Source organism: Burkholderia sp. Se-20373, from assembly GCF_017104705.1.
GTDB lineage: Bacteria > Pseudomonadota > Gammaproteobacteria > Burkholderiales > Burkholderiaceae > Burkholderia.
The window spans coordinates 24,382-46,416 of record NZ_JAAGPH010000004.1 but is presented as its reverse complement, the minus strand read 5'-3'; the positions used below and the strand labels follow the sequence as shown (position 1 = coordinate 46,416).

The 22,035-nt window shown below is 68.4% G+C and carries 19 protein-coding genes; 5 read left to right on the top strand and 14 right to left on the bottom strand.

From position 1 onward, the window contains the following. Positions 1–94: 94 nt before the first annotated feature. From G3N96_RS02235 to G3N96_RS02220, 4 genes are all read left to right on the top strand, one after another. Positions 95–799 (top strand): hypothetical protein, encoded by a 705-nt coding sequence (locus G3N96_RS02235; RefSeq protein ID WP_206136089.1) that lies wholly within the window; start codon positions 95–97, stop codon positions 797–799. A gap of 693 nt (positions 800–1,492) precedes the next feature. Next, positions 1,493–2,638 carry a hypothetical protein gene (locus G3N96_RS02230; RefSeq protein WP_241022427.1) on the top strand — a complete coding sequence of 382 codons (1,146 nt, stop codon included), beginning with the start codon at positions 1,493–1,495 and terminating at the stop codon, positions 2,636–2,638. Positions 2,639–2,657: 19 nt separating this feature from the next. Beyond that, positions 2,658–3,341 (top strand): hypothetical protein, encoded by a 684-nt coding sequence (locus G3N96_RS02225; protein WP_241022426.1) that lies wholly within the window; start codon positions 2,658–2,660, stop codon positions 3,339–3,341. Between the two features lie 29 nt (positions 3,342–3,370). Next, positions 3,371–4,558, top strand: a complete 1,188-nt coding sequence (locus G3N96_RS02220; protein WP_206136086.1) for a DUF883 domain-containing protein — start codon at positions 3,371–3,373, stop codon at positions 4,556–4,558. 320 nt (positions 4,559–4,878) lie between these two features. Here G3N96_RS02220 and hutC read toward each other — a convergent pair whose 3' ends face one another. From hutC to G3N96_RS02175, 9 genes are all read right to left on the bottom strand, one after another. Then, positions 4,879–5,634: a histidine utilization repressor gene (hutC, locus tag G3N96_RS02215; protein ID WP_206136085.1), complete on the bottom strand. Its 756-nt coding sequence runs from the start codon at positions 5,632–5,634 to the stop codon at positions 4,879–4,881. A gap of 56 nt (positions 5,635–5,690) precedes the next feature. Further along, positions 5,691–7,184 carry a histidine ammonia-lyase gene (gene hutH, locus G3N96_RS02210; RefSeq protein WP_206136084.1) on the bottom strand — a complete coding sequence of 498 codons (1,494 nt, stop codon included), beginning with the start codon at positions 7,182–7,184 and terminating at the stop codon, positions 5,691–5,693. A gap of 7 nt (positions 7,185–7,191) precedes the next feature. Continuing rightward, positions 7,192–7,983: an ATP-binding cassette domain-containing protein gene (locus G3N96_RS02205; protein ID WP_206136083.1), complete on the bottom strand. Its 792-nt coding sequence runs from the start codon at positions 7,981–7,983 to the stop codon at positions 7,192–7,194. Between the two features lie 27 nt (positions 7,984–8,010). Continuing rightward, positions 8,011–8,757, bottom strand: a complete 747-nt coding sequence (locus G3N96_RS02200; protein ID WP_206136082.1) for an ABC transporter permease subunit — start codon at positions 8,755–8,757, stop codon at positions 8,011–8,013. 10 nt (positions 8,758–8,767) lie between these two features. Then, positions 8,768–9,490: an ABC transporter permease subunit gene (locus G3N96_RS02195; protein WP_039353368.1), complete on the bottom strand. Its 723-nt coding sequence runs from the start codon at positions 9,488–9,490 to the stop codon at positions 8,768–8,770. 92 nt (positions 9,491–9,582) lie between these two features. Further along, positions 9,583–10,443, bottom strand: coding sequence for a transporter substrate-binding domain-containing protein (locus G3N96_RS02190; RefSeq protein ID WP_124579758.1), 861 nt, complete (start codon positions 10,441–10,443; stop codon positions 9,583–9,585). A gap of 427 nt (positions 10,444–10,870) precedes the next feature. Further along, positions 10,871–12,004, bottom strand: coding sequence for a TIGR03364 family FAD-dependent oxidoreductase (locus G3N96_RS02185; protein ID WP_346778867.1), 1,134 nt, complete (start codon positions 12,002–12,004; stop codon positions 10,871–10,873). Between the two features lie 265 nt (positions 12,005–12,269). Beyond that, positions 12,270–14,183: an ATP-dependent zinc metalloprotease FtsH gene (ftsH, locus tag G3N96_RS02180; RefSeq protein ID WP_206136080.1), complete on the bottom strand. Its 1,914-nt coding sequence runs from the start codon at positions 14,181–14,183 to the stop codon at positions 12,270–12,272. Between the two features lie 43 nt (positions 14,184–14,226). Then, positions 14,227–14,874 carry a BON domain-containing protein gene (locus G3N96_RS02175; RefSeq protein ID WP_206136079.1) on the bottom strand — a complete coding sequence of 216 codons (648 nt, stop codon included), beginning with the start codon at positions 14,872–14,874 and terminating at the stop codon, positions 14,227–14,229. Between the two features lie 528 nt (positions 14,875–15,402). Between G3N96_RS02175 and G3N96_RS02170 the strand changes: the two genes are divergently transcribed. Continuing rightward, positions 15,403–16,806, top strand: coding sequence for an MBL fold metallo-hydrolase (locus G3N96_RS02170; RefSeq protein WP_206136078.1), 1,404 nt, complete (start codon positions 15,403–15,405; stop codon positions 16,804–16,806). A 71-nt stretch (positions 16,807–16,877) separates the two neighbouring features. On the opposite strand, the gene G3N96_RS02165 is transcribed toward G3N96_RS02170, so the two are convergent. The 5 genes from G3N96_RS02165 to G3N96_RS02145 are packed head-to-tail and all read right to left on the bottom strand — an operon-like array spanning position 16,878 to position 22,035. Continuing rightward, the gene (locus G3N96_RS02165) at positions 16,878–17,918 is read right to left on the bottom strand and encodes a zinc-dependent alcohol dehydrogenase family protein (RefSeq protein ID WP_206136077.1); all 1,041 of its coding nucleotides are present in this window, start codon (positions 17,916–17,918) and stop codon (positions 16,878–16,880) included. A 41-nt stretch (positions 17,919–17,959) separates the two neighbouring features. After that, complete coding sequence (locus G3N96_RS02160) at positions 17,960–18,952, bottom strand: bifunctional enoyl-CoA hydratase/phosphate acetyltransferase (protein ID WP_206136076.1); 993 nt, start codon at positions 18,950–18,952, stop codon at positions 17,960–17,962. Then, complete coding sequence (locus G3N96_RS02155; RefSeq protein ID WP_206136075.1) at positions 18,949–20,766, bottom strand: alpha/beta fold hydrolase; 1,818 nt, start codon at positions 20,764–20,766, stop codon at positions 18,949–18,951. Before G3N96_RS02155 ends, G3N96_RS02160 begins: the two co-directional genes overlap by 4 nt. Continuing rightward, positions 20,763–21,509: a beta-ketoacyl-ACP reductase gene (locus G3N96_RS02150; RefSeq protein WP_046546572.1), complete on the bottom strand. Its 747-nt coding sequence runs from the start codon at positions 21,507–21,509 to the stop codon at positions 20,763–20,765. Before G3N96_RS02150 ends, G3N96_RS02155 begins: the two co-directional genes overlap by 4 nt. Beyond that, positions 21,499–22,035, bottom strand: a complete 537-nt coding sequence (locus G3N96_RS02145) for a hypothetical protein (protein ID WP_206136074.1) — start codon at positions 22,033–22,035, stop codon at positions 21,499–21,501. The genes G3N96_RS02150 and G3N96_RS02145 overlap by 11 nt, the downstream gene beginning before the upstream one ends.

Genomic DNA, 22,035 nt, shown 5'->3' with positions numbered 1-22,035 from the left:
CGACTGATCGCTCATGGCCGATTTTCGCCGACGTGATCAGGCTGAATCGTTACAATCGCCCAGACGCCCCCTTCGACAGCGTCGAATTCGAGACATGCTGACTTCCTATTTCTGGAGCGGCGACGCCATCCGCAGTCGACGCGTAAGTGACATCGTTCTATCAGGCACGGTCGACGTGCCCGTTCCCTCCGCACGCGTGCTTGCAGACTGGGAAAGAGAAACATCGTCGCGGCTCGTCCTGGAACCCGGGGACGTCGAGGCTATGCCTTTGGCGCGAACGCAAGCGCGCTGGCCGGACTATAAGCGCTGCGTGCAGGCCATGTCCGACTGGACGTGCGCGCTAGGACTGCCCAACGTGCTTGCCTCCAGCGACGTAGCCCTCATGGCCTGTCGTGGCGCGAAGTACCACCATGACGGTGCGCAATATGGCGGTGCGGCTTTCTGCAATCTATTCCTGAGCGAGGACCGGGGGCTGGACTTGCATTTTCCGTCTACGGGCCATCGCATTCCCCTGACCCGGGGGACAGCTGTGATATTCGATACCGGCCAGCCTCATGGCGTCATTCAGCGCCGCAGCAGCGGCTTTAATGCGGCCGACTTCGCGACGGACCAGGATTGCATCCAGATATTCCTGACTTGGGAGCTTCCCATCGAAGATCCCCATGTCGGGCAAGCACTGAAGGTCGTCTTCGACATCGCCCCTTCGACTTCGCTGCACCTGGATGAGGAGCAAGTCTGGTCGAACGGCGCACCAGCCGCTGTGTGTCCGGAATCTGGCCGCTGGTATCGGGTTGACTGATTGTTCGGGGCACACCTCGGCTTTGCACGCGAATACACGCTCCGTCACGTGCCTGACGGATGGCAAAACCGCGTAATTTCAGTGTAATATCCGCTGCAGAAGACCATTTGTATTATCAATCGAAATAATGAAAACAGTCAGCCGGATTCAATCCGGCGACTGATACGGGGAAAGCTTGAACTCGCCATTCAATACCGGTGCATCCGGATCCGTTGGGCCGTCCGTGCCAGTTCACGTCGGCCGGATCTCTTCTTCTCTACGCCGCACTTTCCGCGCGGCCGACCCCATTCCGACTGATATCGCGCGCTGAACGGCCCGTTCCGCGTCGCTCGCCTTCGTAGCACGCGGCCGGTACGCCGCCATCCCGCGATTCGGACAAACGTGCGCATGCCCGCACGGCGTCGTCACGTCGATCGATCAAAAGAAGAGGATTACTGAATTATGACTGCGTGTACCCACTGCGGAACCGATCTGCCCGGCGGTCTCAAGTTCTGCAAGCAATGCGGAACCCCGGTTGCGGCCATCCGGACCGACGCGGCCTGCGCACCGTGCCGGAACTGCCATGCCGCGCTGACGCCGAACCAGCGTTTCTGCAACAAGTGCGGGACACCCGTCGCATCGGTCAATGACGCCGGTGCGATCGACGCGGAAGTGCCCGCGCCGCCGGCCGAGCCCGCACTGCAACCCGCTCACGTGGCCGCGGAATCCGCTCACGAATCTGCATACGTCACCGTCGACGCGCAAGATATGCCGGCGCACATCCGCGTCGAATCGATGGTGGCGAGCACTGCATTGAACGACCTCGCGCACGTCGCGAACACCGCCGATCCGGTAGCGGATCGTGCGAACGCGCCGCTGCAATCGCACGACGCCGCGGCCACTGCCACGCCCATCGCAGCGGCAGACCATCGGGGCGGCGCGGTCGCTGCGTCGCTTGCCTCACCGCTCGTCACGGATGCGCAATCCACGCCTGCGGGCGTATCGGCGAATACCGCAGCGGCACTCGCCGACGACGAAACAGACGGGGTCGATGCGGCTGCCAAGCCTCACAACGTATCGGACGCCGATGTAACGTCGGCGTCGACCGAACCCATGCGTCCGGCATCCGGTGTCGTGCCCCCGCCGATACCGCAGCCCCCGACGACGAACGACGCTACGTCGGCAAGACTCAAGATCGTCGCAGCCGGCGTCGCCGTCGCCGTCGCCTGCGGGGGTGGCGCGTTCTGGTGGCACGGCCGCCAGGCGAGCGCACCTGCAACGCCCGAACCGGCCGCTGCATCCACGGTCCCTGCGTTCACGGCCTCGCCTGCATCGGACATCGCGGGACCCGGTTCCGCCACCACCGGCACCGCTGCTGCGACGACACCGTCGGACGCCCCGGCGTCCGCGCCGACCGATACAGCCGCCGCCATGACCGCGCCTGCGTCGGGCCCGGCCGTCGTCACGAATGTCGCGACGGCTTCGGTGCCCGCGACACCGCCCGCGCCGAACGCCCCGCCGGCATCCGTGAATGCGCAACAGTCGTCGCCCTTCGCAAAGCTGGAGAACGACACACCCGCCCTGTCCGCACCCGCCCCCGTTGCGGAGGCGCCGCGCAACAAGCCGCACCCGACACCGCCGGCCCGCCCGTCCGCTGCGGCCACCCCTGCCGCACCCGCCGTCGACGGCCTGCTGAAACGCGCGCAGGGCGACCTGTCGCGCGGCCAGTACGACAAGGCGATCGCGACAGCGGAAAGCGTCCTGGCGATCGAGCCGGGCAACCGCCCGGCGAAGACGTTGATCGCCAAGGCGAAGGCGCGGCAGATGGATGCACTGCGCAACAACAGCACACTTGAATGAAGCGCCGGAGAAAACCGACATGACAATCCAGAAGACCCTCGCCGCGGCCTGCGCGGTCACCTTGCTCGCCAGCGGCTGCGCCACCCAGAACGGCACCGGCGGGATTTCGTCCGAATCCGTGCTGCGCTGTACCGCGCTCGGCGCCGGCGGCGCGCTGGTCGGTGCGCTGATCGGCGGCACCAAGGGCGCGATCGGCGGCGCGGTTGCCGGGCTCGCCGCGTGCGCCGTGATCGAAGTGGCGACGCGGCAGACGAAGACGGCGGCCGAAGTCGATCGCGATTACCGCGCGAACAACCGCAACAACCTGCCGCCGTACGCGAAGATCGACGCCTACACCACGGTTGTAACGCCGCGCTCGGCGGTCAAGGCCGGCGAGCCGATCAAGCTGGCCTCGCAGATTCGCGCGGTGTCCGGCACGAACGAGCCCGTCCAGGAAGTGAAGGAAGTCGTAACGGTCTACGCACCGTCAGGCGAGCAGTTCAAGCGCGGCGAGAAGATCGTCAACGCGACGCCGGGCAGCGGCGAATTCGACAACAGCTTCACGCTGAAACTGCCGTCGGGTGCGCCGCAAGGCACGTACACGCTGAAAAGCCAGGTCTACCTGAACGGCAAGCCGGGCTCGACCCGCCAATCCAGCATCCAGCTCGCGCAGGTCGACGGCGTCGCCGTCGTCGCGCTCCTCGACGCCCCCGCCGCGTACTGACCGGCCCGCACCTCCAAGGAGATTCAACGATGTCAACGCTCGATCAAGCCCCCGTGTCGGGGAAGTTCGGACTGCTGCGCGCCGCCGAGGCCGTCACGAACTGGCGCGCACTCGCGACGTGCGCGTTTGCAATCGTCGCGAGCATGCTGATGGTCATGCTCACGATCCAGGTGATCGGTCACAGCCCCGTGCTCGGCCTGCTGTTCGTCATCGCGACGCTCGCGATCTCGCTGATCGGCTATTCCGCGGTCGGCATCGTGCTGATGCGCGATGCACAGGGTGAGTCGGTCGGATTCGTCGATGCGCTGCTGCAGGCGACGTTCAGCGTCCACCGCCTCCTCGGTATCGGCGTGCTGCTCGTGGTCGGCTGGATCCTGCTGCTGCTCGCACTGCTGATCGTGTTCCTGATCTGCAAGCTCCCGGGCGTCGGCCCGCTGCTGTACGCGATCGCGTATCCGGTCGCGGCGATCGCCGCGGGCGCGATCGTCGCGGGCATGGGGTACGTCGGCTATCCGCTCGCCGCGCCCGCCATCTGGCAAGGCAACTCGACGCTGCAGACCGCCGCGCGCCTGCTGCAGATCGGCCGCCGCCAGCTGCTCGGCGTGATCGTCCGGATGTTCGGGCTGCTGCTGCTCGTCGGCGTCCTGTCCGCCATCGTGTTCGGCATTCTCGGCACCGGCGCCGCGATCGCATCGTCGATCTCGGCGGCAACCGGCACCAGCCCGCTGGGCGGCCTGATGGGCATGAGCGGCCTCGGCCGGCACGCCAGCACCTACGGCCTCGGCATGGATGCGGCAGGAGGCGGATTCGACTACCGCAGCATGGCCTACCTGGGCGCGTACGGCTTCGGCAACGGCCTGCTGATCGCGATCGGTCTCGTGATTCCATTCCTGACGTTCGTCAACGGCACGTGCCTCATCTATCTGCAGACGGTCAGCGGCGTCGATTTTTCCGAGACGGAGGAGAAGCTGAGCCAGCACGTCGCGGACGCGAAACGCCATGCCGAACAGGCACGCGAGCGTGCCGCCGATCGCCTCGCGAAAGCACGCGACTCGCACACCGCCAGCGCGGCGGGCGCAGCGGGGACGGCATCGCTGCCGACGTCGGCTACGGAATCGCCTGCCGCGGACGATGCCTCGGCCTGCGCGCAGTGCCACAAGCCGATGGCCGCCGACGACCTGTTCTGCGGCGAATGCGGTGCGCGCCGTCACGCTTGACGGCAGCGTGATCGCGCATCGAAGCGCGGCCCGCGGCCAGGTATCGGCGCGGGTCGCGGGTTTCGGGCAAACAACCGGCACGTATCGGCGGCCGGTTTCCTGAACGCATTTGATCGGTTCGCGCAACACGTCGCGTCTACCTGCGCGATGACGAAGGCGCGACGCTGCGCGAACATCCCGCGCTCGCGTACCCGGTCAACCGGCCCGCGCAAGCGGCTGGAACGCCGGCCGCACGTGGCTTGCGCAACGGCAAGCCGGCAGCGTGACCCGACGCTCGCCTTCGCAACAGTGACAGCGAACGCCGCAGCGCACGACCCTGCCTACACCCGCCCCGCCAGATGGAACCGTGACGCCGGATGCCACAGCTGCACCGACGTCGCGACCTGCCCGCCGACCCACGTGCGCCGCCGCAGCAGCAGGCACGGTTCGCCGATTTCCATCACGAGGTGCCGGCGCACCTGCGCATCGGGCTTCTGCGCGTAGATGCGGAATTCCGCACGCTGGATCGGCGCGAGCCGCACCATGTAGTGGTTCGGCGTCTCGACCGTGAAATCCTGCTCGAGATACGCGGGAAACAGCGCCGGATTGACGTAGCGATCCTCGAACTGGATCGGCTCGCCCTCCTCGCAATGCACGATGCGCGAATGAAACACCGGCCCCGTGCGCAGCCCGAGCGCTTCGATCGCCTCGGGATCCTCACTGCTTTCGAGCGTCATCACGCGCGCACTATGCCGATGGCCGCGCTCGGCGATCTCGTCCGCGATGTTGCGGATCTCGAGCACGGTCGATTCGTAATGACGGCGCTCGACGAAGGTGCCGGCGCCCTGGATGCGGGTCAGCACACGCTCGGCGGTCAGCTCGCGCAGCGCACGCGACACCGTCATCCGCGCCACGCCGAACTCCTTGACCAGTTCGGCCTCGGTCGGAATCGCGCCGCCGGGCTTCCAGTCCCCGTTCGCGATCCGCTCCACCACGTAGCGCTTGATCTGCTGGTAGGCCGGCAGCGCGCGCGCCGGCACGTCGTCGCCCGGTCCGGCCCCCGGCCGGGCAGCCGTGTATCGTTCCGCTTCGTTCATGCGCCCTCGATCGAATGAAGATGGGATGACCTGCCGACCGCCGCCCCGCCGCTGCGTCACGCCAGCGACGGCGGAACGCCCGCGACGATGGCGGCCGCGCTCGCGATGTCGTCCGCGAGCGGCCGGTCGTCGTGATACGCCGGCACGCGTTCGCGCACGTAACGCAACAGCGCGTCGGTCGGCGCCGCCCGCGATGCGTCGTTCTCCTGCAGATCGTACGCCTGCGCGGCGGCCAGCAACTCGATCGCGAGCACGCGCGTGGTGTTCTCGATGATGTCGAGCGCCTTCAGCGCGGCCGGCGTCGCATGGCACAGGTGATCCTCCTGCAGGCCCGACGTGATGCCGCCGTCGAGGCTCGCGGGCGCGGCAAGCCGCTGGTTCTGCGCCACCAGCGCGACCGCCGTGTACTGCGCGATCATGAAACCGGAACACGTGCCGCCCGGCGCCGCGAGAAACGCCGGCAGCCCGCTCACGAGCGGATTGACGAGCCGGTCGAGCCGCCGTTCGGCAATCGCCGCGACCTGCGCCATCGCGGCCGCGAGGCTGTCCATCGCGAGCGCGATGCCCGCGCCGACCGCATGCGCCTGCGAATGGACGGTCGGCGCGTCGCGCGTGCCCGCGACGATCGGATTGTCGGTCACGGACGCGAGCTCGCGGTCGACGACTTCCGCCGTGACCGCCAGCACGTCGCGCGCCGCGCCGTGCACGTGCGGAATCGTGCGCAGGCTGAGCGGGTCCTGCGTATGCCGCCCGTTCGCCGCGGCGAGCATCGCGCTGTCGGCGAGCATCGCGCGCAGGCGTGCGCCGACGTGCCCGATGCCCGGCGAAATGCGCAGCGCCAACGACGCCGGATCGAACGCGGCGAGCTGGCCGCCGAGATTCTCGAAACTCGTCGCCGCGATCCAGTCGGCCCAGTCGAGCAGCCGCTCCGCGCGGGCGAGCGCGAGCGCGGCGAGCCCCGTCACGCACGGCGTGCCGTTGACCAGGCTCAGCCCCTCCTTGGCGCCGAGCGCCAGCGGCTCGCGGCCGATGCGGCGCAACGCTTCGTCGCCGCGCACACGTTCGCCGCGATGACGCGCGTGGCCGTGACCGATACAGACGAGCGCGACGTGCGCCATGTGGGTCAGGTAGCCGACCGACCCGTGCGCGGGCACTTCCGGCAGGCAATCGTGTTCGAGCAGCGCGACCAGCTGGTCGACGATGTCGGCCCGCACACCGGAATGCCCGTGCGCGTAGTTGTTGATCGCGGCCGCGATGATCGCGCGCGTCTCCGCCGCCCCGAGCGGCGCGCCGACACCAACGGCGTGACTCATCAGGATGTTGCGCGACAGCGTACCCTGCTGCGCGGGCGACACGATCACGTCGCATAGCGCACCGACGCCCGTGTTGACGCCATACGCGCGAATGCCGCGCGCGACGATTGCGTCGACGAGTTCGCGCGCCGCGACGACACGCCCGCGCGCGTCGTCGGTCAACGCGAGCGGCGCGCCGGCCGCCACCGCCGCGATCTGCCGCCAGTCGAGCGGCCGGGCCGAACGGAATACGGTCATGGCGGCCTCAGTTCGCGGCGCGGTCATGATGGCTCGACACGAACTGGCGGAAGCGTTCGGAGCATTGGCCGCCGAACAGTTCGCCGGGCGTGCCGTCCGCATCGACCTCCCCCTGATGCAGGAACATCACGCGATTCGACACATGCCGGGCGAAGCCCATTTCGTGCGTGACGACCAGCATCGTGCGCCCTTCCTCCGCGAGCGAGCGCATCACGCGCAGCACTTCGCCGACCAGCTCCGGATCGAGCGCCGACGTCGGTTCGTCGAACAGCATCACCTTCGGATGCATCGCGAGCGCGCGTGCGATCGCGACCCGCTGCTGCTGGCCGCCCGACAGATGGGCCGGATAGTAGCCGCGCTTGTCCACGAGGCCGACGCGCGCGAGCAGCGCCTCGGCCTCCTCGACCGCCTCCGCGCGACTGCGCTTCTGCACGCGCAGCGGCCCTTCGACGAGATTGTCGAGCACGGTCATGTGCGACCACAGGTTGAAGTTCTGGAACACCATCCCGAGCTGCGAGCGGATGCGGTCCACCTGGCGCCGGTCGCCCGGATGCAGCTTGCCGTCGCGCGCGCGTTTCATCTTCAGTTCCTCGCCGGCGAGCGCGACCGAGCCGTCGTCGGGCGTTTCGAGCAGGTTCAGGCAGCGCAGGAAGGTGCTCTTGCCCGAGCCGCTCGCACCAAGGATCGAGATGACGTCGCCTTCGTGCGCGTCGAGCGAAATGCCCTTCAGCACGTGGTGATCGCCGAACGACTTGTGGATGTTCCTGACCGACAGGGCGACGGGAGCAGCAGAGTTCATCGATTTCTCCGGGAAGGAAGGACGCGGTCAGGATGCGACACGCCGCGCATGGCGTGCGTCGGCCGCGGGTGCGCCGGACGGCTTCGGCGCGCGCAGGTGGCCCGACAGCCGCCATTCGAGCGCGCCGAGCAGGCGGACGACGATGAAGTTCAGGCCGAGGTAGATGAGGGCCGCACACACGAACACCTCGGTCGTCCGGTAGGTCTGCTGGATGATCTGCTGCGCGACGCCCGTCACCTCCCACACGGTCACGAGGCTGGCGAGCGCGGTGGACTTCACCAGCAGCACGGCTTCGGTCGAATACGCGGGCAGGCACTGGCGCAGCGCGATCGGGCCGATCACGCGGCGCAGCAGCGCGAAGCCCGACAGGCCGATCGAATAGCCGGCCTCGATCTGCCCGACCGGCACGGCCATCAGCCCGCCGCGCAGGATCTCGGCCGTGTAGCCGGCCGTACACAGCGCGAGCGACAGCACCGCGCACACGTACGGCTCGCGCAGCAGCGGCCACATGAAGCTCTCGCGGATCACGCCGAACTGGCCGAGCCCGTAGTACACGAGAAACATCTGGATCAGCAGCGGCGAGCCGCGAAACACCAGGATGTACGCCCGCGCGAAGCGGTTCGGCAGCCAGCGCGGCGACACGCGCATCGTGACGATCACGAGCGACAGCAGGCCGCCGAGCACCAGCGACGCGAAGAACAGGCCGAGCGTGGTCGGTACCGCCGCGAGCAGCTGGCGCAGCGTGTCGAACAGGAAATCGAAATCGAGTGACATGGGCGCTCCGTCAGTTGCGTGCGAAGTTGCGGCGGAACGACCGGCCGACGATCGCTTCAGCCCGGTTGAACACGCGGTTCGACAGCCCCGTCATGACCAGGTAGAGCGCGCCGCCCGCGACGAAGAACACGAAATACTGGTGGGTCGAATTCGCGGCGATCTGGCTCGTGCGCAGCAGCTCGGCGAGCCCGGTGACCGAGATCAGCGCCGAATCCTTCAGGCTCAGCTGCCACACGTTGCCGATGCCGGGCAACGCGAAGCGCAGGACCTGCGGAATCAGGATGCGCCGCAGGACCATGCTGCGCGGCATGCCGATCGAGCGCGCCGCTTCGAGCTCGCCCTTCGACACCGCGAGCACGGCCGCGCGATACACCTCGGCCTGGTACGCGCCGGAAATCATTCCCACCGCGAGCGCGCCGATCACGAACGGCGGCACGCCGATGAAGCCTTCCGCGCCGAACCACTGGCCCACGGCCGTGACGAGCGTCGAGCCGCCGAAATAGAACAGGTAGATGACGAGCAGTTCGGGCACGCCGCGAAACACCGTCGTATACAGGTCGCCGAGCAGGCGGGCGCTGCGATAGCGCGACAGCTTCGCGGCCGCGATGCCCGCGCCGATCACGGCGCCGACCGCGAGCGCGGCAAGCGTCAGCGCCACCGTCATCAGTGCGGCGAGCAGCAGCACGCCGCCCCAGCCTTCGGTTCCGAAGCCCAGCATTTCAAGGATCGCCATGCGTGCCTCCCGGCAAGCGTTGATAGGATCGGCAGGATGCGCGCCGCCGCGCGCGGCTCATGCCGCTTGCGCGGCGGCGGCCGGACGTGCGCTTACGGCGTGACGTCGGTCTTGAACCACTTGTCGGCAAGCTTCTTCACGGTGCCGTCCGCGAGCGCGGCGCCGATCGCCGTATCGAACTTCGTCTTCAGGTCGGCATCCTGCTTGCGGAACGCGAGCCCTTCGCCCGGCCCCCAGATCGGGCCGCCGAGCTTCGGGCCCGCGAGCACGATCGAGGCGGTGTCCTTCTTCGTGTTGTTCGCCGCGTAGTACGTGACGTCGTCGAACGACGCGTCGATGCGGCCGGCGACGAGGTCGAGATCGCGCTCGGGCGAAGTCTTGTACACGCGGATCGACGCGATGTCCTTGAAGCTGTCGTTGATGAACTTCGTGTAGACGGTGCCCGACTGGATGCCGATGGTCTTGCCCTTCAGTTGCTTGCGCAGTGCGTCGACGGTGGGCTTGTCGGCATTCGCGTCGCCCGACAGCTTGACGATCGGCGCGCCCGGCGCCGCCTTCGGCAGGATCTTGGTATCGGTGACGGCGAACGTCGCGGGCGTGGCCGCATAAGGACGCGAGAACAGCAGGATCTTCTCGCGCTCCGGCGTGATCGAGATCGCATCCATCAGGACATCGAACTTGCCGGCCTGCAGCCCCGGAATCATCCCGTCCCAGTCCTGCGCGACCATGTTGCACTGCACCTTGATCCGCTCGCACACGTTGGCGAGCAATTCGGGCTCGAAGCCGCCGAGCTTGCCGCCCGGCAGCGTGAGGTTCCACGGCGCGTAGCCGCCTTCGAGCGCCACCGTCACCGTCTTCCATTCCTTCGCCTGCACCGGCGCGGAAAGCGTGGCCGCTGCCGCTGCGATGATGCCGATCGTCCTGACTGCCCACTTGATGCGCTTGCCGTTCACGAGTTTTCTCCTTGCGTTGAAGATCGTCATCCCTTCGGTCATGCAAGCGGCCTCAGGAATTTGTCTATACAAGCATGCAAGAAGAAAAATGGAGCGACAAGCGTTGATCAAAAAAAACCGGGAAAACGCGGGAAATCCCCTAATTCCGGGGCTCCGACGTGCCTCGTGGTGGGGATTCGCGGCACGGACATGGTGCATTTCATCCGATCTTTAGATCAGGATGACTAGACAAATTCATGATTCGCCTGTTTCGCTAAACACACTAAAATCACCGATCGAATCCTGCAGTCATGCCGGCAGGCGTATCGCTCGCACGAGCATCTCGGATTCATTCGGGCATTCGCGGCAGCAGCGTGCGCCGCCGGTCAGCGCCGCTTGCGAGCGTCCCGGTCAAGCCGGCGACGGCGCAACGCGCAGGCCCTCGCCCTCACCACGCGGCAAACACGTCCTGCGCGATCCCGAAGCCCGTGCTCATCCCGGCGCCGCTCGTCACGACGACGACGCGCGTGCCGTCGTCCGGCGCCTCGATCACGCAATCGGCATCAGCCGCCGACGGATAGCTGCCGGTCCAGCGTTCGACGATGTCCAGTTCCGGCGCATCGAGTGTCTCGTGCAGCAGGCGCAGGATCTGCGCATCGATTTCCTGCGTCGCGAACGGCAGCGGTGCGGCGCCGTATTCGTGCGAATCGCCCACCACGAGGCTGCCGTCCGCGCTCTGCACCGCGATCAGGTGGATGCCGTAACCGAGGCATTCGGGTTCCTCCGCCTTGAGGCGCGTGCGCAATGCGTCGGCGGCGGGTAGCGCCGCGAAACCCGCGTAACGCAGCAGGCTCAGGTCGCTCATCACCGCGGCGCGCAGCGCCAGCGGGCGGCGCGGCCGCACGCGCAGCATCTGCAACTGGCACAGCCGCACCGCGTGCCGCGCGAACCAGCCGCCGACCAAGTGACGGCTGTCCGCATTGCCGCAGACGATCACGCGCTCCGCGTGCAGCACGCCGCGCGACGTACGCACGGCCGGCGTGCGCACCTCGTGCACCATCTCGTCGTAACGAAACCGCACGTCGAAGCGTTCCGCCAGCCAGGACGCCAGCAACGCGATCGCGGTACGCGGCTCGATGCGCAGTTCATGCGGGCTGTGCAGCACGCCTTGCGCACCGTCCAGCCGCAGTTCCGGCGCGACGGCCTTTGCCTCGCCGGGCATCATGACCCGGCAGCCGTCCGCCATGCCGGTCTGCATGAACGCGTCGATCAGGTGCATCGCCTCGGGGCGACGCGCGATCAGGTGGAGGCCATGGTGAAGCACGTCGATGCCGGCTTGCGGCGCGACGCCCGCCCAGACCTCGCGGCTCGCCCGCGCACGCCGCCAGCTGTGTCCGGCGTGCTGCCCGGTGACGGTGACGAAGCCGAAATTGCGGATCGACGCGCCCACGCATGCGGCATCGCGTTCGATCACGCAGACGCGCAACCCCTTGCGTGCCGCCGTATAGGCATGGGCGAGGCCGACGATGCCGGCGCCGACGATGATCACGTCATAAGCGTCTGCCGCTGCGATGGCGTTCACGATTGCATGTTCCTTCTGTCGAGATGACACGCGCCGCCCTTTCAGGGCGAGCGTATCGGTTGCTGTTTGCCGCGTCCCATGGACATATTCCCGCGTGCGAGGCGAAAGGGCCGGCTCGCGTCGTTCGTTACCGGGACCGGCGCACGATTCCGCACTATCGCGAAGCGGGATGACATTCGGATGAAAAGCCACAAAAAGGCATGAATTGGCAGAATTTGCCACTTAACGAAACGACGAGCACCGGTAAACGGTCGCCGGTGGCGGATCAGGCCGACGTGTCCGCCGCCGTTACCGGCTCCGCATCGGCTCGCGCCGGCTCGGGCGCCGCGCCAAGATCGTCAGGCGGAGTCATGAGCGCCACCAGTGTGTCGTGATCGACCGATTCGTGCTGCAGCAGGCACCGCGCGATCCGTTCGAGCGCGTCGCGATGCTCGCCGAGCGTCGCCGCGACCCGCACGTGCGCGTCTTCGAGCAGCGCGCGCACCTCCTCGTCGATCAACTGCGCGGTGTGTTCGCTGCACCGGCCGTCACCCGGCGTCCACACGCCGGGCGAACCGCCCTGCGGTGCCGCATCGTCGAGCGTCGCGAGACCGAGCTTCTCGCTCATGCCGTACTGCATGACCATGTGGCGCGCCAGCGCGGTCGCACGTTCCAGATCGTTCTGCGCGCCGGTCGACACGTCGCCGAACGCGATCTCCTCGGCTACCCGGCCACCGAGCAGCACGTCGAGCCGGTCGAGCAGCTCGCTTCGGCGCAGCACGTAGCGATCCTCGGTCGGCACCTGCTGCGTATAGCCGAGCGCCGCGATGCCGCGCGGGATGATCGACACCTTCTTCACCGGATCGCAATGCACGCGGCTCTGCGCGACGAGCGCGTGCCCCGCCTCGTGGTACGCGATGGTCCGCTTTTCCTCGTCGTTCATCACGCGGCTCTTGCGCTCCATGCCCGTCATCGCGCGGTCGATCGCTTCGTCGAAGTCGGCCATGCCGATCGCCGGCTTGCCGAGTTCGGCCGCGTGCAGCGCGGCCTCGTTGACGACGTTCGCGAGATCCGCGCCGACGAAGCCCGGCGTGCGCTGCGCCAGCTCGGCGAGGTCGACTTCCGGGGCCAGCTTCACGCGCTTCGTGTGCACGGCCAGGATCTGCTTGCGGCCGTTCAGGTCGGGCCGGTCGATCGCGATGTGGCGGTCGAAGCGCCCGGGCCGCAGCAGCGCGGGATCGAGGATCTCGGGCCGGTTCGTCGCGGCCATGATGATCACGCCCGAATTGGCCTGGAAGCCGTCCATCTCGACGAGCAGCTGGTTGAGGGTCTGCTCGCGCTCGTCGTTGCCGGACATCAGGCCGACGCCGCGCGCCTTGCCAAGCGCATCGAGTTCGTCGATGAACACGATGCACGGCGCCTTCTGCTTTGCCTGCTCGAACAGGTCGCGCACGCGTGCCGCGCCGACGCCGACGAACATCTCGACGAACGCCGAGCCGCTGATCGTGAAGAACGGCACGGCCGCCTCGCCGGCCACCGCACGCGCGAGCAGCGTCTTGCCGGTGCCGGGCGCACCGACGATCAGCACGCCTTTCGGGATCTTGCCGCCGAGCCGCTGGTAGCGTTCAGGATTGCGCAGGAACGCGACGATCTGCTGCAGCTCGGCCTTCGCCTCGTCGATGCCGGCGATGTCGTCGAACGTGATGCCGGTTTCCTGCTGCACGTACCCGCGCGCCTGGCTCTTGCCCATGCCGCTCAGGTCACGGACCCCGCCCGGCCTGCGCATCATGAAGCTCCAGAACGTCACGAGGACGATCACCGGCAACATCCATCCGGCAAGCGTTTCGAGCCAGCCCGAATCCGGCGCGCCGCGATAGCGGATGCCGGCGGCCGTGAGTTCGGCGACGAGACGATCGTCAGCGACCCGGTTGGTCGTGAAGCGCCACGGCGGGCCCGCCTTCTTCACGGCGGCCGCGTCGGAGGCCGGCAGGTTCGCACCGGCCTGCGGCATGCGCAGCACGCCCGAAATCGACGACGGGCCGATGTCCAGATCGTCGACGAGCCGCGCGTCGACCAGGTGGTGAAAGTCGCTGTACGAGATCGACGTCGTGGCCGGCTGGGCCATCAGCAGCTGATACGCCACCAGCACGGCAAACGCGAACGGGATCAGCAGTGCGGAGTAATCGAATGTTTTTTTCATGGCATCAGGCCGACATGGCGGGCGCTTGCCCGCTCGTGCATCGTCATGCAACGGTCAATCGGTCGACGACCTCGCGTACGCCCCTGACCGACGCGGCCGCACCGCACGCGGCGCGCCTTTCGGCGAGCGACGCGACCTTGCCCGTCAGCGTGATGACGCCGTCGTCGGCGGCAATCGAGATCCCGGAGGATTCGCGCTGCGCGCGGCGCGCGAGCGCTTCGGCAATCCGGGTGCCGACGTCCGGCACCGTGTGGTCCGTTCGCACCCGGATGCGATTCGCGACGCCGACGACGCCGATCATCCGGCTCACCATCTTTTCCGCCGCCCGACTCTGGTATGCATGATCGACTTCGCCGTCGAGCGTCACGCAACCGTGATCGACCTCGACGCGAATCCTGTGATCGCGCAGCGCCTCCTGCCAGCCGAGTGCGAACGTGATCGCGATCGCCAGTTCCTGATCCGCGCACGCGTTCGCGGGCGGCGTGACGTTCAGTTCGAGCACGAGCGCGCGCGCATCCTCGACATGCAGCGCCGTTTTCTGCGCCTCGAGCTTCTGGGCCCAGCTGTCGACCGTGCCGCGCAGCGTCACGACCCGGTCGCGCACGTCGACGTCGATCCGTCGCGCGTCGATCGCCGGATTCCAGAACAGCGCCTGCTCGACATCCTGCTTGAGTGCTGCATCGGACTTCATGTCGGTCTCCCGTCGCCCCGTAACGGTCGCGACATTCGCGATCGGCGATGGGGCTGCACCGGCTTCAGCATCGCGCACGGTGGCGGCAGTGGCTTGACGAGGATCAACCAACGACGTGCCGGCGGCCGTCGCCGCCGGGTGCGCGAATGCCGGATGCGTCCATTGATGCAGATCAACCACGCGGCAAAGCGCGACACGATCACGACGCCGGACGCGGCGAAACCCGCGACACCCCGCGCGTGACAGCACGTTCCCCGCGCTGACCGCCGGCCTCACGTTCCCGTGCTGCTGAGGATTGTCGCACTCGACGGCCGGAGCGACGCGGGCTGACACGCGGCGGTGCCGCCGTCCTGCCCGGACGTTGATTGACGTCAACCCGGAGCCGCAACGGCCGAACGGCGAACCTCGCCCGAGCCGAGCCGAGCCGAGCCGAGCACGGATACGGCAATCCCTGATTTCCATCAATCGCTTCGCGCGCATCCGCGCTGTAATCGACTCACTGCTCCGTCCACTCCCGTGAGGCGATCCATGAAACTGACTTTTCTCGGTGCGACCGAAACCGTGACCGGCTCGAAATACCTGGTCGAGCACGGCAACCGGCGCGTGCTGGTCGACTGCGGCCTGTTCCAGGGCACCAAGAACCTGCGGCTGCGCAACTGGAGCCCGTTGCCGGTCGCGCCCGACACGCTCGACGCGGTCGTGCTCACGCACGCGCATATCGACCATACCGGCTATCTTCCGGTGCTGGCGCGCGAAGGGTTCCGCGGGCCGGTGTATTGCACGGCGGCCACGGCCGAACTCTGCGACATCATGCTGCGCGACAGCGCGCGGCTGCAGGAGGAAGAAGCCGACTTCGCGAACCGCCACGGCTATTCGAAGCATCATCCGGCACAACCGCTCTACACGCTGGACGATGCGCAGCGCGCGCTGCACCTGCTGAAGCCCGTCGCGTTCGACGAATGCACCGGGCTCGGCGGCGGGCTGGCGTTCCGCCTGCTGCAGGCCGGCCACATTCTCGGCGCGGCGAGCGTCGTGATGCACTGGGATCACAAGGTGCTGGCCTTCTCGGGCGACCTCGGCCGCTATCACGACCCGATCATGCAGCCGCCGTTGGCGCCCGCGCATGCGGACTACCTGGTCGTCGAATCGACGTACGGCGACCGCCTGCATCCGGAATCGGACCCCGAGAACGAACTCGCCGCGCTGTTCGACAAGACCTTCGCGCGCGGCGGCGTGGTCGTGATGCCGTGCTTCACGGTCGGCCGCGCGCAGGAGATCCTGCACACCATCGCGCGCCTGAAGGCGTCCGGCCGGATGGCGCGCGTGCCGGTATTCGTCGACAGCCCGATGGCCACCGACGTAACCGAGATCTATCGTCACCATATCCTCGAACACCGGCTGACGCCTTCCGACGCGAACGCGCTCGGCCATGCGGCCACGATGATCCGCTCGGTCGAGCAGTCGAAGGCGATTGCCGACCATCAGGGCCCGATGGTCATCATCGCCGGCAGCGGGATGGCGACGGGCGGCCGCGTGCTGCACCACCTGAGCCGCTACGCGCCCGATGCGCGCAACACGATCGCGCTGGTCGGCTACCAGGCGGCCGGCACGCGCGGCGCGGCGCTGGCCGCGCACGAGCCGACATTGAAGATCCACGGCGAGTACGTGCGCGTGCGCGCACAGGTCGATTCGATCACGACGCTCTCCGCGCATGCCGACTACGCGGAGATCCTCCGCTGGCTCGGCACGATGCAGCGCGCGCCCGTGCGGACCTTCGTCACGCATGGCGAGCCGGCCGCGGCCGACGCGATGCGGCGGCGCATCGCGGAGCGGCTGCACTGGCCGTGCGAGGTGCCGGTGTATGCGCAGTGCGTCGATCTCGATGCGGTCGAATCCGGCGACACGCACGCGCCGGCCGCGCTGTCCTCCTGACGGCGTGACCCGCCGTGCGGTGGCGGGAACCGGGTGTCGCCTGCCGGTTCCCGCCCTGCGCTACCCGGCCATCAACCGACTTCGATGATGACCTTCAGCGCATGGGTTTGCGCGGCGCGGCCGAACGTGTCGTACGCGCGCTCGACGTCGTCGAGCGAGAACCGGTGCGTGATCAGGCGTTTCGGATCGAGGCGCCCGGCGCGCACGGTCTTCAGCAGCATCGGCGTGCTGACCGTGTCGACCAGCCGGGTCGTGATCGAGATGTTGCGATCCCACAGCTTCTCGAGGTGCAGGTCGGCCTTGACCCCGTGCACACCGACGTTCGCGACCACGCCGCCCGGCGCCACCAGTGACGTGCACATCTCGAACGTCGCCGGAATCCCGACCGCCTCGATCGCGCAATCGACGCCGACGCCGTCGGTCAGCTTCATCACTTCCGCCACCGGGTCGCCGGTGCGGCCGTCGATGCAGTCGGTCGCGCCGAAGCGCTGCGCCACGTCCAGCCGGTTGCTGTCGGGGTCGATCATGATGATCCGCGCGGGCGAGTAGAACTGCGCGGTCAGCAGCGCCGCCAGCCCGATCGGGCCCGCGCCGACGATCGCCACCGAGCAGCCCGGCTGCACCTTGCCGTTGAGCACACCGCATTCGAACCCGGTCGGCAGGATGTCCGACAGCATCACGAGCGCCTCCTCGTCCGCGCCCGGCGGAATCCGGTAGAGGCTCGTCTGCGCATGCGGGATGCGCACGTACTCGGCCTGCGTGCCGTCGATCCGGTTGCCGAGGATCCAGCCGCCGGTCGTGCAATGCGAATACAGGCCGCGCCGGCAATATTCGCAGCGGCCGCACGACGAAATGCAGGAAATCAGCACATGATCGCCCGGCTTCAGCGCATCGACGGCGGTGCCGACCTGCTCGACGATCCCGACCCCTTCGTGGCCGAGAATGCGGCCGGGTTCGCAAGTCGGTACGTCTCCCTTGAGAATGTGCAGATCGGTGCCGCAGATCGTCGTGCGCGTCACGCGCACGAGCGCGTCGGTGGGCGACTGCAGTTCCGGCATCGGCCGCTCCTCGAGCGCCTTGCGCCCGGGCCCGTGGTAGACGAGTGCTTTCATCGGGGTTCCTCCATCGAAAGAAAGGGTTGCGGGTACGTTGATCAGGACTGCGGCGCATGCCGCGCCTGTGCCAGCACCATCGCGAGGGCGCACGACGCGACCCGGACGGCAGCGCCGTCGGCGCGGCTCGTCAGCACGATCGGCACGCGCGCGCCCACGACGATGCCCGCGCTGACGGCACCGCCCAGGTATTCGAGCTGCTTCGCGAGCAGGTTGCCCGCTTCGATATCGGGCACGACCAGGATGTCGGCGCAGCCGGCGACCGGCGAATCGATCCCCTTGTCGTGCGCCGCCCGCAGCGAGATCGCGTTGTCGAACGCGAGCGGGCCGTCGACGATCGCGCCGGTGAGCTGGCCGCGCTCGGCCATCTTCGCGAGCGCCGCCGCGTCGAGCGTCGAGCGCATCGCCGGATTGACGGTCTCGACCGCGCACAGCACGGCCACGCGCGGGCACGCCACGCCCAGCGCATGCGCGACGTCGATCGCGTTCTGCGTGATGGCCGCCTTCTGCGCGAGGTCCGGCGCGATGTTCACCGCCGCGTCGGTCAGGATGAACGGACGCGGATACGCCGGTGCCTCGATCAGGAAACAGTGGGACATGCGCTTGTCGGTGCGCAGCCCCGATTCGGCCGCGACGACCGCGCCCATCAGCTCGTCCGTATGCAGGCTGCCCTTCATCAGCGCGCCGGCACGGCCCGCCGCCGCGAGTTCCACCGCGCGGGCCGCCGCCGCATGGCTGTGCGGCACGTCCTCGATCGTCCACGGCGACAGATCGACGCCCGCATCGTGCGCGACACGCAGCACCTTGTCGCGCGGCGCGACGATCAGCGGCTCGATCGCGGCCGCCAGCGGCGACTCGGCGAGTTCGACCAGCGCGACGAGACTGGTTGCATCGCACGGATGCACGACGGCCACGACGAGCGGCGCTGCGTTGCGTGCCCGCGCGATCAGCCCGGGCCATGCGCCGTCTGCGCGCGGCAGCAGGCCGGGCAGGCACGCGCCGCCGCACGGATCCGGATGCCGATGCCCGTTCATGTCTGGAGCACGTAGGCGCCCGGCGCCGCCGCGAGCCCGGCGGCCGGCGTGCGGGCCGGCACGTCACCCGACGAGCGCGCATGCAGCCAGTCGCGCCAGCAGGTCGACCACGATCCGTCGACCGCGGGCGTGTCGCGCATGAAGTCGCGCGGGCTGCGGTAAGGCGCGCCGGGTTCGCGGGTCGCGCAGCGGTAATGGCGGCCCGGATGACCGGGTTCCGACACGATGCCAGCGTTGTGTCCGCCCGCCGTCAGCACGAAGGTCAATGCGTGGTGCGTCAGCAGATGAAGCTTGTAGACCGAGCGCCACGGCGACACGTGATCGCGCTCGGTGCCGACTACGAACGTCGGCACGTCGAGATCCGACAGCGCGACCGGCCGCCCGTCGACACAGTAGCGGCCGGCCGCGAGATCGTTGTCGAGGAACAGCCGGGTCAGGTACTCCGAATGCATCCGGTACGGCATGCGCGTGGTGTCCGCATTCCACGACATCAGGTCGTTGGGCTTCGTGCGCCTGCCGAGCAGGTATTCGCTCATCATCCGCGACCAGATCAGGTCGCGCGCGTTCAGCAGTTCGAACGCGGCGGACATCTGCGCGCCGTCCAGGTAGCCCTGCCGCCACATCAGCGCGTCGAGCGCGGACAGCTCGCTCGCGTCGATGAACAGGCCGAGTTCGCCGGGTTCGCTGAAATCGGTCTCGGCCGCGAGCAACGTGACGGATCGCAGGGCTTCATGTTGGCGCCCGTCGCGAGCAAGCGCCGCCGCGCCGATTGCCAGCAGCGTGCCGCCGAGGCAATAGCCGGCCGCGTGGACCGCCTCGCCGCAGATCGACCGGACGACGTCGAGCGCGGCCAGGCACCCGTCGCGCAGGTAATCGTCGAGCCCGAGATCGCGCGCTTGCGCGTCCGGATTGCGCCACGACACCGCGAACACGGTGTAGCCCGCATCGACCAGGAAACGGATCAGCGAATCGTGCGGCTGCAGATCGAGGATGTAGTACTTCATGATCCACGACGGCACGATCAGGATCGGCTCGCGCGCGACGCGCGGTGTCGTCGGGTCGTATTGCAGCAGTTCGCACAATGCGTTGCGCCACACGACCCGGCCCGGCGTAATCGCCACGTCGCGCCCCGGCAGGTACGCCCGCGGGTCGCGGCCACGCGTGCCGCCGGCGCGATCGAGCCACGCGCTCGCATCGTCGAGCCAGTGCCGCGCCCCCGCCGCGAGGTTCGCGCCGCCGCTGCGCATCGTCGCGTCGAGCGCGACGGGATTGGTCGCCAGAAAGTTGCCGGGCGAGCACGCGTCGAGCCATTGACGCGCGACGAAGCCGACCAGCTCCTCATGGTGCCGTTCGACACCCGGCACGCCGCGCGTCGCTTCGCGCCACCAGCGCTGGACCGACAGGAAGCCGTCGCGATACGTGCGAAACGGCCAGCCCGACCAGGCGGGCGCGGCGAAGCGCGGATCGGCGTGCCCCGCATGCACGGCCAGGCCGTCCGTGTCGGCATCGTCCGCCGCGCCTTTCTCCGCCGCCGCCGCGGGCGCGGCCGCGAGCCACGCCTGCGTCGCGAGTTCGAAGCACTTGCCCGGCGACACCGCCAGGTGAGCGCCCCAGTCGACCACGGCCAGCGCCAACGACACGGGCGACAGCCCGAAGGTCATCGCGGCGACGTTGGCATGCGCGGCGCGGTTCCATTGTTCGGCGGGGGTCGCCTCGGCGGCGGTGCATTCGGGCCGGTCCGGCTCCTGCTCGTCCCGAGCCGGCGACTGCCTCGATTCGCGCGGGAGCGGCACACGGATGACGGACGCTTTCATCGCATGTACATGCCGCCGTTGACGTCGAATTCCGCACCGGTTGCGAACGCCCCCGCATCGGAACACAGGAAGGCGACGAGCGCGGCGATTTCGTCGGGGTCGCCGAGGCGGCCGGCCGGAATCTGCGGCAGGATCTTCGTGTCGAGCACTTCCTTCGGTACCGACTCGAGCATCGCGGTGGCCAGGTAGCCCGGGGCCACCGTGTTGACCGTGATGCCGTGCCGCGCGAGTTCGAGCGCCAGCGATTTCGTGAAACCGTGAATGCCGGCTTTCGCGGCCGCGTAGTTCGCCTGCCCGTACGCGCCGCGCTCCCCGTTCACGGACCCGATGTTCACGATCCGGCCGAAGCCGGCATCGATCATCCCGGGCACGAACGGCTTCGTCATGTTGAACAGGCCGTCGAGATTGGTGCGCAGCACCGCATCCCACATGCTCTTGGTCATCTTCACGAAGGTGGCATCGTGCGTGATGCCCGCGTTGTTGACGAGCACGTCGACGCGCCCGAACTCCGCCAGCACGCGCGCCGCGCAGTGCTGGCACGAGTCGTAGTCGGCCACGTCGACCTCGTACGCATGAAACGTGCGGCCCGCCTCCCGCTCCTGCGTGAGCCACGTCGCGACGTGGTCGTTGCGTTCGGTGTGCGACACCGCCACCGTCATGCCGGCCTCGTGCAGGCGGCGGCTGATCGCGGCACCGAGGCCGCCCATCCCGCCGGTGACGAACGCAACCCGTTCAGCGCGCATGATCGTGCTCCTGCGCCGCATGGCGGCCATCGAGACGCCGGACGTCCGCGGCCCCGTCACCCGCATCGACGGTTTCCGTGATGCCGAGCTCGAACGCGGCCATCCAGTCGCGCCACGGCATGCTCGCCTCGTTGACCACGGCCAGCCGCCCGAGATCGGGCCACCAGTCGGTCTGGTAGCGCGACAGCGCGCCGGTGCCGTAATCGCGCAGCCACGTGCGCCACGCACTCGCGCTCTCGAACTGCCCGCGCATGCACAGCTCGGTGGCGTCCTGCCAGATCGCGACGGTCGCGATCGTGTAGTCGCGCATCACATGCCGGGCCGCCTCGCCGAACGCCGTCCACTCGGTCGTCGCGGTCAGCGCCTGCTGCAGGCCGCGCACCGCGTCGCGGTCCCGCTCGATGCGCCGCCCTGCCAGCGCGTGCCATTCGTGCTGCCAGTCGCGAGCCAGCACGGCCATGCGCAACGCGAGATCGCAACCCGCGCGGCAAGCGTCGTTCGGTGTGGTCAAAGCCTGGGGGCTCAT

Excerpts from the sequence above, each read along its gene's own strand:
- G3N96_RS02235 (WP_206136089.1), top strand. The coding sequence starts at position 95 with ATGCTGACTTCCTATTTCTGGAGCGGCGACGCCATCCGCAGTCGACGC.
- G3N96_RS02225 (WP_241022426.1), top strand. The coding sequence starts at position 2,658 with ATGACAATCCAGAAGACCCTCGCCGCGGCCTGCGCGGTCACCTTGCTC.
- G3N96_RS02220 (WP_206136086.1), top strand. The coding sequence starts at position 3,371 with ATGTCAACGCTCGATCAAGCCCCCGTGTCGGGGAAGTTCGGACTGCTG.
- hutC (WP_206136085.1), bottom strand. The coding sequence starts at position 5,634 with ATGAACGAAGCGGAACGATACACGGCTGCCCGGCCGGGGGCCGGACCG.
- hutH (WP_206136084.1), bottom strand. The coding sequence starts at position 7,184 with ATGACCGTATTCCGTTCGGCCCGGCCGCTCGACTGGCGGCAGATCGCG.
- G3N96_RS02205 (WP_206136083.1), bottom strand. The coding sequence starts at position 7,983 with ATGAACTCTGCTGCTCCCGTCGCCCTGTCGGTCAGGAACATCCACAAG.
- G3N96_RS02200 (WP_206136082.1), bottom strand. The coding sequence starts at position 8,757 with ATGTCACTCGATTTCGATTTCCTGTTCGACACGCTGCGCCAGCTGCTC.
- G3N96_RS02195 (WP_039353368.1), bottom strand. The coding sequence starts at position 9,490 with ATGGCGATCCTTGAAATGCTGGGCTTCGGAACCGAAGGCTGGGGCGGC.
- ftsH (WP_206136080.1), bottom strand. The coding sequence starts at position 14,183 with ATGAAAAAAACATTCGATTACTCCGCACTGCTGATCCCGTTCGCGTTT.
- G3N96_RS02175 (WP_206136079.1), bottom strand. The coding sequence starts at position 14,874 with ATGAAGTCCGATGCAGCACTCAAGCAGGATGTCGAGCAGGCGCTGTTC.
- G3N96_RS02170 (WP_206136078.1), top strand. The coding sequence starts at position 15,403 with ATGAAACTGACTTTTCTCGGTGCGACCGAAACCGTGACCGGCTCGAAA.
- G3N96_RS02165 (WP_206136077.1), bottom strand. The coding sequence starts at position 17,918 with ATGAAAGCACTCGTCTACCACGGGCCCGGGCGCAAGGCGCTCGAGGAG.
- G3N96_RS02160 (WP_206136076.1), bottom strand. The coding sequence starts at position 18,952 with ATGAACGGGCATCGGCATCCGGATCCGTGCGGCGGCGCGTGCCTGCCC.
- G3N96_RS02155 (WP_206136075.1), bottom strand. The coding sequence starts at position 20,766 with ATGAAAGCGTCCGTCATCCGTGTGCCGCTCCCGCGCGAATCGAGGCAG.
- G3N96_RS02150 (WP_046546572.1), bottom strand. The coding sequence starts at position 21,509 with ATGCGCGCTGAACGGGTTGCGTTCGTCACCGGCGGGATGGGCGGCCTC.
- G3N96_RS02145 (WP_206136074.1), bottom strand. The coding sequence starts at position 22,035 with ATGAGCCCCCAGGCTTTGACCACACCGAACGACGCTTGCCGCGCGGGT.